We start from the raw sequence: 12,121 nt of genomic DNA on the forward strand, positions 1-12,121 counted from the left end.
GTCGCGGCGCTCACGCGCCCGCGACCGCCGCCCCACTTCCTCGCTTCCTCGCTTCCCGGCTCCCGCGCTTCCTCACTTCCGCGCGACTAACGCGCCGTTCGCGCCCGGCGCCTCGAAGGCGACCTTGCGGATGTCGGCGAACCCGGCGGCGGTCAGCCAGTTCGTGTACTCCCTGGCCGTGTAGTTCCGGCCGCCCTCGGTCTCGATCAGCATGTTGAGGCTCATCAGGGCGGCCGGGGCCGGGCCGGTCTCGTCGTCGTCCACCATCAGCTCGCTGATGATCAGCGTGCCGCCCGGCGGCAGCGCGGCGTGGCACTTGGTGAGCAGCGCGCGGCCGGTCTCCTCGTCCCAGTCGTGCAGGATCATCGACAGGATGATCACGTCGTGCCCGCCGGGCAACGCCTCGTCGGCCAGGAAGTCACCGGGATGGGTGCCGACGCGGTCGCCGAGTTCCGCCTCCCGGGCGTGCCGTTCCGCCACCGGGCACACCGACGGCAGGTCGTACACCGTGGCCTTGAGCTGCGGGAGGCGGCGGCACAGCTCGATGGCGTACGCGCCGGAGCCGCCGCCCACGTCCAGCAGGCGGGACGCGGTGCTCAGGTCGATCGCCTCGCCCAGCCGCCGCGCGGTCCACGAGGACAGCGCGTGCATCGCCTCCCAGAAGACGTCCAGCAGTTCCGGATCCTCGGTGGCGAACAGGTGCGGGTGCCGGTCGGGGTCCCAGGTGGTGGGCCGGTTGGTGCGCACGGCCTCGGCGAGCGGGGCCCAGCCGGGGTACAGCCGCCGGTCCAGCATCCGCACCCAGCCGCCGAAGTGGTACGGGCGGCCGGGCACCAGGTACGCGTCGGCGACCGCCGAGTTGACGTAGCGGCCGTCCGCCCGGCGACGCAGCAGGCCCAGCGCCGTGCAGGCGGTGAGCAGCATCCCGGCGGGCCGGACGCTGACCTCCAGCTCCTCGGCGCACTCCGCCGGCGTCGCGCCGCCCATCCGGTCGAGCAGTCCGAACAGCCCCAGCTCGTCGGCCGCGGCCAGGGCCTTGAACGCCCAGAAGCCGGTGGCCAGCCGCATCAGCGGCAGCGGTGAGACGTCGGGGGTGACGGGCGTGGACGTCATGTAGGTGGTCCTCCTGGATTCGGTGGTCGCCGCGGGCGGGCGGCGGGGTGGTCGCGTACGGCGTACGGACGCCGTTCCGGTACGGGCGCGGGCGCGCGTACGGACGGATGCGCGTACGCGGCGCGGGCGGTACCGGTACGGATCGCGTACGGGCACGGGGGCGCGCGGGAACGCGCCCCAGAGGACTTACCACCGGGGAAGGGGCGTCACACATGAGAGACGCCAGGAGTGCCACACATGAGAGGGGCGGGGGCTGTCAGGGAGGGCGGCGCGGGGCCGGGGCGAGGCTGGGAGGGGCCCGGACCGAAGTCCGTTCCTGGTCGGAGGGAGACCACTTCTGACCGGTGGCGGCCCGTTCCTCTTCCTTCAACGGCCGTAACCGGCGTCCGCGGGCCCGGGAGCGGACCGGTGGCGGCCCCGGCCCCTCGTCGTCCACGTCTACCCGCGGGCGCCGATCTGCGAGACGCCGCCTCCCTCGTCCAGCGGGGTGATGCGCTGCTGGGCGGCGAACGCCGCGGCCGGATACCGCGGGTCGGGCCGCAGCGCGTACTCCCGCAGGCACGCCTCGGTGAACTTGATGACGTGCTCGTCGCCGTGCTCCAGCGCCCGTGCGCTCAGCTCGGCCGCCGGTGGCACATCGGGCACCCGTTCCCGCCAGGCCGGGCCGTCCTCGTCGCGCCGGTCCGTGGTGAAGGCCAGCAGGAACGCGGTGTGCACCTGCCACAGCGCGGCCAGCGTCGGCTCGTACAACTCGTGCGGCAGGTGGGGCAGGACGAGGCGGACGGCGGCGGGCGCCGTGACGCCGTGGATCAGCGGGACCGGGAAGACCTCGGGGTGCCCCAGCGACACGTCGGCGAACCGCAGTGTCATCTCGCTCAGCAGCCGGGGCGCCTGTTCCGGGGCGAGCCAGTCCAACGCCTCCTGGTAGCCGGGTATCTCGTCGAGCGCCTTGAGGCGGCGCTGGGCGACGTGCGGTCCCATGGGGCCGTCCTCAGGAGCGCGGGGGAGGGCGGCGACGGCGGCGGCCAGTTCGTACGAACCCCGCAGCCGGGCCCGGCCGGGCAGCTCCGTCCAGCGCGCTGCCCAGTACGCCAGCCCCTTGGCGAGCTCGTCGATCTGGAGCCCGGTGGGGTCCGGCACGCCGTACAGGCCGCGTACGGCGTGCGCGGTGCGGATGACGCCGTGCGTCAGCCCGGCAAACAGGCCGGTGATCAGGCGGGGCCACCAGCGGACGAGCACCACGCGCCAATGGGCCTCGGCCAGCTCGCGGCGGAACAGCGCCTCCCAGTCCCCGGCCCGGTGGAAGGCCCCGAGCGCGGGCCGCCAGGAGGACTCGTCCGCGGGGTCGAGCGCGAACCGGGCGGCGGGCGGCTCGTGGTGGTCCATGGCGCGCCGGTACCGCTCCACCCAGCGGGCCACCTCGTCCCCGTGCCCGAGCACGGCCAGCGCCTCGGCGCCCATCGGGCCGTGATTGGCCAGGTCGACGCCCTGGCCGCGTTCGTATCCGAGGTCGGTCAGACGTTCCAGAGCGTCGTTCACCGCGTCGCGGTAGCCGGTCGTCGGCATGGGGGCTCCCTTTTTTGGGCGCGAGCGTCCATTTGATGAGTCCTCACCCGGTCCTCGCCTTGGAGAAACCAATGGTTTGGAGATCCGAACGATTTATACTCGCAGTATGCCGCACGAACACGAGGCCGGGAAGGCGCCCCGGACGCCGACTCCCGAAGAAGTCCGGGTCGTTGGCCTGGTGCCGTTGTTGGAGCCCTACTTCCGCAAGGGAGTGGTGCGGGAGCAGATGCCCGAGCGGCTGCGCGAGGCGATGGAGAGCAACGGCCTGACGCCCCGTCACGGAGCCGTGCTGCCGCAGCTTTTGGCCGGCCCGCCGCTGTCCGTCAGCGAACTCGCCGGCCGTCTGCACATCTCGCTGTCCACGGCGAGCGAGCTGGTCGGCGCCCTGAGCCGGGCCGGCATCGTGGAACGCAACGAGGACCCGGCCAACCGCCGCCGCACCCTGGTGTCCCTGGCCGCCCCGTACCGGCCCCTCCTGGAAACCTTCCTCGCCCGGCGGCTGGAACCCCTGCTGCGTGCCCTGGACGGACTCTCCCCGGCCGACCGGTCGGGCTTCCTGGCCGGACTTGAGGCGTGGGCGGCGGAGGTGCAGAAGTAGACGAGCCCGCGGCGGGGGGCGTGGGCCGTTCATGTGTGGCAGCGGACCGGTGGGGCGGGCGGGAGCTGGGGGCCGGGCGCTGTGGGGGCGGGTGTTGCGTCGGGCGGACGCGACACCGCCCGGTCCGTTCGTTCCTGTGAGCGGTCCTGTCTCGTTTCCGTGAGCGGTCCCGCCCCGTTCCTGTGAGCGGGCCCGCCTCGTTGTCGTGAGCGGACCCGCCTCGTTCCTGTGAGCGAGCCCGCCCTGTTGCCGTGAGCGGTCCCGCCCCGTGGGTCAATTCGTCCGCGTCTCCGGGCGATCCGCCGGTGCGGGGCCTTCCGCGAGGCAGAGCCCCGGGTCCTCGATCACGGCCTTGGGGGTGGTGGTGATGACGCGGTCCAACGCGCTGCGTGCCGTGAGGAGTTCGTCCACGGCCCGCGTGATCCGCTCGCGCTCCCGGTGCAGGCCGGCGAGGGTGCCGGAACACGCCGCCGCCAGGTCCTCCCCTTCATGGTGCTCCATGCACGGCAGGAGTTCCGCGATGGCCGCGGTGCCCAGCCCCGCCGCGAGCAAGGTGCGGATGTTCCGTACGACGTGCACGTCCTCCTCGCGGTATTCCCGATATCCGCTCGGCCGCCGTCGCGGAGATATCAGGCCCTGTTCCTCGTAGTAGCGCAGCAACCGCACGCTGACGCCGGTGCGTCGAGAAAGCGCACCGATGCGTATGTGATGACCGTCACGTGACGTTGACTCTCCCATGGATGTGAGAGTCTACCGTCATTCCCATGACGCATTCATCAACAACTGCGGGCGACCGCACGGCAGTTACCGTTGTCGGACTCGGGCCCATGGGCGTCGCGCTCGCCGAGGCATTCCTCCGGAAGGGACACCCCACCACGGTGTGGAACCGCTCTCCCGAAAAGGCGGACGCATTGGTCGGGAAAGGCGCCGTTCGCGCCGCGACCATCGCCGCGGCGGTGACCGCGAGTCCGCTGACGGTCGTCTGCCTCAAGGATTACGACGCGATGTACGCGGCCCTCGCCCCGGCCGGTGGCGCGCTCTCCGGCCGGGTGGTGCTGAACCACGGTTCCGGCACTCCGGCACAGGCCCGCGAGGCCGTGACCTGGGCGAAGCGGAACGGTGCGCACTATCTCGACGGTGCCGTCATGGTGCCGCCGTACGCCGTGGGGCTCCCCGATTCCGTATTCCTCTACAGCGGCCCGCGCACCGTATTCGACGCGCACGAAAAGACCTTGGCGAGTCTGGGCGGCTCCCGGTACCTCGGTGCCGATCCCGGCCTCGCCGTGCTGTACAACACGGCGCTGCTCGGCATGATGTACACGTCCCTGCAAGGCTTCCTGCACGCTTTGGCGCTGGTCGGCTCGGCGGACGTGAAGTTGACCGAATTCGCCGGCCTCGCCGTCGACTGGTTCCTTTCGGACGTGGTGAATCCGGCTCTCCTGCCGGCGGTGCCCGGGATCGAAAAGGGTGTCTATCCGGGCGATCACGGCACCATGGAGATGAACCTGACCGCGCTGGAACACATCGTCCACACCAGCCGGGAACAGGGCGTCGACACCGAAGTACCCGGGCAGATCATGCGGCTCGCCCAAAAGGCGATCGCCGCGGGACACGGCGGCGACAACTTCATGGCCGTCATCGAACTGCTGAAGAAGCGCGCGGAGCAAGCGGAGTAAGCGGAGCAAGCGAAGTAAGCGCGGAGTAAGCGGAGTAATCCGCCGTCGAGCCGGAACTCCGTGGGCGATCACCGTCCACGGACTTCCGGAACCATCGAAACGCCGCCGAAGCGGACCTTCGACGCCTTGTACGGGCACCGGAAACTCACTGGAGCGCGCCCTCGACGGCGTATAGGTTCCCGGCATGAGCGATGACGGCGAGACGCGGATCCGGCAGGCGCGAGAGGCGGACGCAGCCGTGATCGCGGACATCCACCTGTCCTCACGTGCGGCGACCATGCCCTACCTGCCCCCGCAGAGGCGCGATCACGAGCAGGTGACCCGATGGGTGCGGGACCTGGTGCTCAAGGAGTGCCGCACCTGGGTCGCCGTGCGGAACACGGAGGTCATCGGCTACGCGGCCCTCGACGGCGATGTGCTCGACCAGCTCTACCTGCGTCCGGACGTCCGCCGGCAGGGCGTCGGCACGCTCCTCCTCGACGAGATCAGGCGGCACAGCCCCGACGGGGTGTCCCTGCACGTGTTCCAGCAGAACACCGAGGCCCGCGCGTTCTACGAGAAGCACGATTTCACGGTCCTCGACACCAACGAGGGCGACCGCAATATGGAGGGCCTGCCTGATATGACCCTGCGCTGGACCCCGCAGCCCACGCGGTAGGGCGAACGAGCCGCCGGCGGAGGAGGACGACCGCGCCGGTTCAGCCCGGCGGCGCCGATCGCGGTGCGGCCTCGTTCCCCGCGCAACGGTGCCGACCACCACCGCGCAATCAGACGGACACGGCCCGCTCATGCTCCAGCAACCGGCGGATGTCCCGGACCGCCGCCCGCCCGGCCCGGTTGGCCCCGACGGTGCTCGCCGACGGCCCGTACCCGACCAGGTGCACGCGCGGGTCGCGCAGGGCGGCGGTGCCCGCCATCCGGATGCCGCCGCCCGGCTCGCGCAGCCGCAGCGGCGCGAGGTGGTCGATGGCGGCCCGGAACCCGGTCGCGTACAGGATGGTGTCCGCCTCCACCGTGCGGCCGTCCGCCCAGACCGCGCCGCCCGGGGTGATCCGCTCGAAGAGCGGCAGCCGCTCCAGGACACCGTTCGCGCGGGCCCGCCGCATCGCGTCCGTCATCGGCAGCCCCGTGACGCTGACCACGCTCTGCGGCGGCAGTCCCTGCCGGACCCGCTCCTCCACCAGGGCCACCGCGGCCCGCCCGCGTTCCTCGTCGAAGGGCCCCTCGCGGAAGACCGGTGGGCGCCGGGTCACCCAGGTCGTCCCGGCCGCGACCTCGGCGATCTCCATCAGGTGCTGCACGGCCGAGGTCCCGCCCCCGACGACGATCACCCGTTGCCCGGCGAAGTCGTCCGGCCCGGCGTACCGCGCGGTGTGCAGCTGCCGACCCCGGAACGTCTCCTGCCCCGGGAAGCGCGGCCAGAACGGGCGGTCCCACGTCCCGGTGGCGTTGATCAGGGCCCGGGTCGCGTACGTTCCGTCCGAGGTGGTGACCAGCAGCCGCCCCTCGTAACCCTCCCGCACGGCCGTCACGTCCACCGGACGGTGCACCGGCAGGCCGAAGGTCTGCTCGTAGGCGGCGAAGTACCGGCCGATGACCTCGGAGGACGGCCGGTCGGGGTCGGCGCCGGTCAGCTCCATGCCGGGGAGCTGGTGCATGCCGTGCACCCGCCCGTACGTCAGCGTCGGCCAGCGGAACTGCCAGGCGCCGCCGGGGGCGGGGGAGTGGTCCAGGACCACGAAGTCCCGCTCCGGCTCGTACCCCACCCGTCGCAGGTGGAAGGCCGCGGCCAGACCCGCCTGCCCGGCACCGATCACGACGACCTCGGTCTCGATCAGCGAGCCGTCGGTCTCGATCACCGAGCCGTCGATACCGATCACCGAGTCCCGGCCCCCGACCGGCTGTCCTCCGATGTGGTTCATAATTGTACGAACTCCGGGAGGATCGGATCTCTTCCCGCCCACCGCCCCAATGGAGACGGGCAGAGACGGGCCCCCGGGACGCCGCAGGCCACAGGCCACAGGCCGCAGGCCGCAGCCGGGAAGCCCCGTCCCCAGCTCAGGAAGACCCGCCCCCGGCTCAGGAAGCCCCCACCGCCACCCCCGCATCGGCCGACGTCGGACGACCGGCCGGAGGCGCGTCCAGCAGCCCCCGCGCGGCCAGCTCGGGACGCACGCCCTTCCCGAACCAGTACGCCTCCTCCAGATGCGGATAGCCCGACAGGACGAAGTGCTCGATCCCCAGCGCGTGGTACTCCTCGATCCGGTCAGCGACCTCCGCGTGGCTGCCGACCAGCGCCGTCCCCGCGCCGCCCCGGACCAGTCCCACCCCGGCCCACAGGTTCGGCGAGATCTCCAGCTTGTCGCGCGAGCCGCCGTGTAGCGCCAGCATCCGCTGCTGGCCCACCGACTCGCTGCGGCCCAGCGCCTGCTGCGCCGCGGCCACGGTCGCCGGGTCGAGGTCGTCCAGCAGCCGGTTCGCCGTGGCCCACGCCTCGCGCGAGGAGTCGCGGGAGATGGTGTGCAGGCGGATGCCGAACCGGACCCGGCGCCCCTGCTCCCGCGCCAGCCCGTCGATCCACTCGATCTTCCGCTTCACCTGCTCCGGCGGCTCGCCCCAGGTCAGGTACACATCGACGTTCCGCGCGGCCACCGGGCCCGCCGCGGCCGACGAGCCGCCGAAGAAGATCTGCGGCAGCGGGTCCGGCGGCAGCGCGGCCAGGCCGCCGTCCACCTGGTAGTGCTCCCCCCGGAAGTCGAACGGTGTGCCGCTCCACGCCCCGCGCACGATCTGGAGGAACTCGTCGGTACGGGCGTACCGCTGATTGTGGTCGAGGTGGTCGCCGAACCGCCGCTGCTCGGTCGAATCACCGCCCGTCACCACGTTCAGCAGCAGCCGCCCGCGCGAAACGCGCTGGTAGGTGGCGGCCATCTGCGCGGCCAGCACCGGCGATATCACCCCGGGCCGGAAGGCCACCAGGAACTTCAGCCGCTCGGTGACCTGGGTGAGCGCCATCGTCGTCAGCCACGCGTCCTCGCACCACGTGCCGGTCGGCGTGAGCACCGCCTCGAACCCCAACTGCTCGGCGGCCTTCGCGATCTGCGCCAGGTACTCGATGTCGGGCGCCCGTACGCCGCTGACCGGGGTGATCCGCTCGCGCCGGATGCCGCCGTCGGTATAGGCGTGCCGGTCGACCAGCGTGCGGCCGTCGCCCCCGGTGGGGAGGAACCAATGCAGGTGTACGGACATCTCAACCGGCCTTTCCATAGGTACTTCCATAGGTACGCGGCGCCGTGCTCGAAGGGGGCAGGCCGCCGTTGAAGCGGGTGTCGACGAAGGAGGAGAAGTCGACGCGGCGCGGGATCAGCCGCAGTTCGGCGAAGGTGTCGGCGATCCGCTGCTCGGAGGCGACGGCGGCCGGGTCCACGGCGACCGAGACCGCCGTGCCCCGCGAGCGCCGGACCGCTTCCCGGGTCACGTCCTCCGGCAGCCCGGTCTCCCGCGCCCACACCTTCGCCCAGGCGTCCGGGTGCCCGTGCACCCAGTCCTGCGCGCGCCGGACGCGGTCGATGTAGTCCTTGAGCGCCGCGGACTTCTCCTTGTCCGCGAGCGCCGCGGGTGCGGCGACCTGGAAGCCCAGCCCGTTGACGACGCCCTCGCCGGTGGCCAGCACCCGCGCGTCGGTTTGCGCGAGCGCCTGCGCGGTGTACGGGTCCCAGATGGCCCAGGCGTCCACCCGCCCCCGGCTGAACGCGGCCAGCGCGTCGGCGGGCTGGAGGTAGTTCAGCGTCACGTCCTTGATGGACAGACCCGCCTTCTTCAAAGTGGCGACGAGCTGGTAGTGCGCCGAGCTGCCCTGGGAGACCGCGACCGACTTGCCCTTCAGATCCTCCGGCCGGCTGAGCGGCGAGTCCTTCCGGACGAGGATCACCTCGCCCGCCGACGAGGAGTGCGAGCCGGCCACCACCTTGATCTTCGAGTTGGCCGCGGCGGCGAAGACCGGCGGCGTATTGCCCACCGAGCCGATGTCCACGGCCTGCGCGTTGACCGCCTCCAGCAGCGGCGGCCCGGAGGTGAACGTGGACCACTTGATCCGGTACGGGAGATCGTCCAGCTCCCCGGCGGCCCGCAGCAACGCCTCCGAACCGCCCTTCTGATCCCCGACGTTCAACGTCACGGACCCCTTCCCGTCCACACCGCTCTCCGCACCACCGGCCCCCCGCGCCGCCGACGAGCCCCCACACCCGGCCAGCAGCACGGCGAGCGGCAACAGGGCGAACGGCAGCAATCGGGGACGGGGCAGGCGCCGTCGTCTCATGGGGGGTGGTTCCTTTCGTTGTACTCGGGAGGGGGGTGATGGTCTTTGGTGCGGACGGACGTCAGCGGGCGGGGGAGGAGTCCGACGGAGCCGGCGCACCGGTCCCGGAATCGGCACCTTCCGCCGCCCGGACCCCGAGCCGGTCCAGCAGCCGGGCGCGCAACGCGCGAGGGGCGGTGGTCTCTGGTGCGGACGGACGTCAGCGGGCGGGGGAGGAGTCCGACGGAGCCGGCGCACCCGCCCCGGGATCGGCACCCTCCGCCGCCCGCACCCCGAGGCGGTCCAGCAACCGGGCGCGCAACGCGGCGAAGCGCGGATCGGAGACATCCCTCGGCCGGGGCAGGTCCACCGAGGTCTCGTACGCGATCACGCCGTTCTCCATCACCAGCACGCGATCGGCCAGCAGCACCGCCTCCTCCACGTCATGGGTGACCAGCAGCACCGCGCACCCGCGCCGCTGCCACAGCCGGGCCACCAGCCGCTGCGCCTTGACCCGGGTCAGCGCGTCCAGGGCGCCGAACGGTTCGTCCAGCAGCAGGAGTTCGGGATCGCGGACGAGGGCGCGAGCCAGCGACGCGCGCTGGGCCTCGCCGCCGGACAGCGTCTTCGGCCAGGCGTCCGCGCGCTGCCCGAGCCCGACCTCCTCCAGGGCCCGCAGCGCCGAAGCCCGTTCGGGCCGGCCCGGCAGCCCGAGCAGGACGTTGCGCCACACCCGCTTCCACGGCATCAGCCGCGGCGCCTGGAAGGCCACCGCCTTGCGGCGCGGCACCAGCACCGTCCCCGCGATCTCCCGGTCGAGCCCGGCCAGTACCCGCAGCAACGTGGACTTCCCGCAGCCGCTGCGCCCCAGCAGCACCACGAACTCGCCCGGCCGAATCTCCAGCCGCAGCCCGTCGAGGACGGCACGGTCCCCGAAGGCACGCGTCAGCCCGTCGACCCGCACGGCGGCCCGATCCGCCGCTGCACTCGTCACCGGCCGGTGAACGTCGGTCGCCATTGCAGCAACTGCCTTTCCAGAGTGCGGACGAGGAAGTCGGCGAGCAGCCCGAGGGCCGCGTACACCACCAGGCACACCACGATCACGTCGGTGCGGAAGAACTCCCGGGCCTGGTTCATCAGGAAGCCGACCCCGTCGTCGGCGTTGATCTGCTCGCCGAAGACCAGCGCGAGCCAGGCGGTGGCCAGCGCGTAGCGCAGCCCCGTCATGGCGCCCGGCAACGCACCGGGCAGCACCACGTGCCGGACCAGCCCCCACCGCCCGAGCCCGAGAACCGTCCCCGCCTCGACGAGTTGCGCGTCCACGCCCCGAATCCCGGCGTACACATTGAGGTACAGGTGGAACGCCACACCGACCGAAATCAACGCGATCTTCGGAGCCTCGCCGATCCCCAGCCAGATGATGAACAGCGGAATGACGCCCACCCACGGGATGGACCGCAACATCTGCACCGTCGCGTCGACCAGGTCCTCCCCCAGCCGCGACAGCCCGGACAGCAACGCCAGCGCCGTCCCCACCACGCCACCCAACGCCAGCCCCACCACGACACGTTGGACGGACACCACCATGGCGGAGGGCAACGTCCCGTCGGCCACCATGTCCCGCCCCGTCCGCGCGATATCCCCCGGCGAGGCCAGCGTCCCGGCCTCCAGCACCCCCGTCGCGCTCAACACCTGCCACAACACCAGCAGCAACACGGGCCCCGAGGCCCGCCGCAGCCATCGCGGCACGGCCTGCCGGCGCTTGGAGACGGGCACGACGGGGACGAGTTCCGGCGCGGCGGGGGAGGGGGTGGTCCGGGGTGGCGTGGCGGCGGTCTTATCAACTGTTAAAGGGGATACTTCCGGTGGTGCATGGCCCGTAACGGCCTGATCGGTACTCATCAACGCTCCACGGCGAGGAGACCACGCACGCGCCTACGACACACGCCGACAGAAGGGCGCGCGGTTCGCGGCACATACGTAGGAACAGCTGGGGACGGAGAAGGAAAAAAACCCGAAAACGGAGAAAGAAGAAGGCAGAGAAGGCAGAGAAGGCAAGGAGAACGAGCGTCCCGGCCCGGAAAAACGTCAGCGACAGCCGCGGCAACAGGCGGCAGAGGCCACCCGCAGCAGGTCGATATGACCACGCGTGGTGAGCAGAGCTGACATAGACATGCCGCCGAACGTAGCGATCCGAACCCGCTCGGTCAATCTTTGTCTTACCTGGTGGTCCTTTGTTGCGGGGGTGTTGCGGTGCCCTTCACTTTCGCGATCCCGCTGCTGACGAATCCGGCTCCTCGGGTGCGCGCCGGCGTGGCGCCGCAGGCGCGGCAGCCTGCCCCGGACACACCACAGAACCGCCCGCGTGACGAAGTACAGGGACAGCCCCGACCGCTTGCTTGTGCGGTTTTGTCGCCCATGTCTGAGAAGATCTGTCACATGGCTGACAGCTTCACGACACGAGTGATCGACGTAAGGACGGGTTCGCAGGAAACGGTCTACGACCTGACCCGCGAGTGCACCTCGTTCCTGCGGGACGCGGCCCAAGGCCGGGACGGCCTCCTGAACGTCTTCGCCCCACACGCCACGACGGGCATCGCCCTCATCGAAACCGGCGCCGGAAGCGACGACGACCTCCTGACCGCCCTCCGCGACCTCCTCCCGCCAGACAACCGCTGGCGCCACCAACACGGCAGCCCCGGCCACGGCCGCGACCACGTCCTGCCCGCTTTCGTCCCCCCGCACGCCACGCTGCCCGTGGTCGGGGGCGAGCTCGCTCTGGGGACGTGGCAGTCGGTGTGTCTAGTCGATACGAACGGGGACAATCCGGAGCGGCAGGTGCGGTTGAGTTTCCTGGGATAGGAGCGCCCC

The 12,121-nt window shown here is 71.6% G+C and carries 12 protein-coding genes; 4 read left to right on the top strand and 8 right to left on the bottom strand.

What is annotated here, in order from left to right; translation table 11 throughout:
• Window positions 1-72 precede the first annotated feature (72 nt).
• On the bottom strand, window positions 73-1,113 hold the full coding sequence (locus ABZX96_RS19755) for a methyltransferase (protein ID WP_355546074.1): 1,041 nt from the start codon (window positions 1,111-1,113) through the stop codon (window positions 73-75).
• 438 nt (window positions 1,114-1,551) lie between these two features.
• Window positions 1,552-2,679 carry a hypothetical protein gene (locus tag ABZX96_RS19760; protein WP_355546076.1) on the bottom strand — a complete coding sequence of 376 codons (1,128 nt, stop codon included), beginning with the start codon at window positions 2,677-2,679 and terminating at the stop codon, window positions 1,552-1,554.
• A 106-nt stretch (window positions 2,680-2,785) separates the two neighbouring features.
• Here ABZX96_RS19760 and ABZX96_RS19765 point away from each other — a divergent pair, with 106 nt between their 5' ends.
• Window positions 2,786-3,277: a MarR family transcriptional regulator gene (locus ABZX96_RS19765; protein ID WP_355546078.1), complete on the top strand. Its 492-nt coding sequence runs from the start codon at window positions 2,786-2,788 to the stop codon at window positions 3,275-3,277.
• Window positions 3,278-3,550: 273 nt separating this feature from the next.
• Here ABZX96_RS19765 and ABZX96_RS19770 read toward each other — a convergent pair whose 3' ends face one another.
• On the bottom strand, window positions 3,551-3,982 hold the full coding sequence (locus ABZX96_RS19770) for a MerR family transcriptional regulator (protein ID WP_355546211.1): 432 nt from the start codon (window positions 3,980-3,982) through the stop codon (window positions 3,551-3,553).
• 59 nt (window positions 3,983-4,041) lie between these two features.
• On the opposite strand from ABZX96_RS19770, the gene ABZX96_RS19775 reads away from it, so the two are divergent.
• Together ABZX96_RS19775 and ABZX96_RS19780 are read left to right on the top strand one after the other, a co-directional pair.
• Window positions 4,042-4,953 (top strand): NAD(P)-binding domain-containing protein, encoded by a 912-nt coding sequence (locus tag ABZX96_RS19775; protein WP_355546080.1) that lies wholly within the window; start codon window positions 4,042-4,044, stop codon window positions 4,951-4,953.
• A 184-nt stretch (window positions 4,954-5,137) separates the two neighbouring features.
• Window positions 5,138-5,611, top strand: a complete 474-nt coding sequence (locus ABZX96_RS19780; RefSeq protein WP_355546082.1) for a GNAT family N-acetyltransferase — start codon at window positions 5,138-5,140, stop codon at window positions 5,609-5,611.
• Between the two features lie 109 nt (window positions 5,612-5,720).
• Here the strand turns inward: ABZX96_RS19780 and ABZX96_RS19785 are convergent, their stop codons facing one another.
• The 5 genes from ABZX96_RS19785 to ABZX96_RS19805 all read right to left on the bottom strand — a co-directional run bounded on the left by ABZX96_RS19785 (window position 5,721) and on the right by ABZX96_RS19805 (window position 11,152).
• Window positions 5,721-6,791 carry an NAD(P)-binding domain-containing protein gene (locus tag ABZX96_RS19785; protein WP_355546213.1) on the bottom strand — a complete coding sequence of 357 codons (1,071 nt, stop codon included), beginning with the start codon at window positions 6,789-6,791 and terminating at the stop codon, window positions 5,721-5,723.
• A 241-nt stretch (window positions 6,792-7,032) separates the two neighbouring features.
• The gene (locus ABZX96_RS19790) at window positions 7,033-8,202 is read right to left on the bottom strand and encodes an LLM class flavin-dependent oxidoreductase (protein ID WP_355546215.1); all 1,170 of its coding nucleotides are present in this window, start codon (window positions 8,200-8,202) and stop codon (window positions 7,033-7,035) included.
• Between the two features lies 1 nt (window position 8,203).
• Entirely contained in the window at window positions 8,204-9,271 is a 1,068-nt protein-coding gene (locus ABZX96_RS19795) for an ABC transporter substrate-binding protein (RefSeq protein ID WP_355546084.1), read from the bottom strand.
• A gap of 199 nt (window positions 9,272-9,470) precedes the next feature.
• On the bottom strand, window positions 9,471-10,268 hold the full coding sequence (locus ABZX96_RS19800; protein WP_355546086.1) for an ABC transporter ATP-binding protein: 798 nt from the start codon (window positions 10,266-10,268) through the stop codon (window positions 9,471-9,473).
• Window positions 10,241-11,152, bottom strand: a complete 912-nt coding sequence (locus ABZX96_RS19805) for an ABC transporter permease (RefSeq protein WP_355546088.1) — start codon at window positions 11,150-11,152, stop codon at window positions 10,241-10,243. Before ABZX96_RS19805 ends, ABZX96_RS19800 begins: the two co-directional genes overlap by 28 nt.
• 537 nt (window positions 11,153-11,689) lie before the next feature.
• Between ABZX96_RS19805 and ABZX96_RS19810 the strand changes: the two genes are divergently transcribed.
• Complete coding sequence (locus ABZX96_RS19810; RefSeq protein WP_355546090.1) at window positions 11,690-12,112, top strand: YjbQ family protein; 423 nt, start codon at window positions 11,690-11,692, stop codon at window positions 12,110-12,112.
• Window positions 12,113-12,121 lie beyond the last annotated feature (9 nt).

Origin of the sequence: Streptomyces sp. NPDC003077 (genome assembly GCF_040611095.1) — a bacterium.
Taxonomy (GTDB): domain Bacteria; phylum Actinomycetota; class Actinomycetes; order Streptomycetales; family Streptomycetaceae; genus Streptomyces.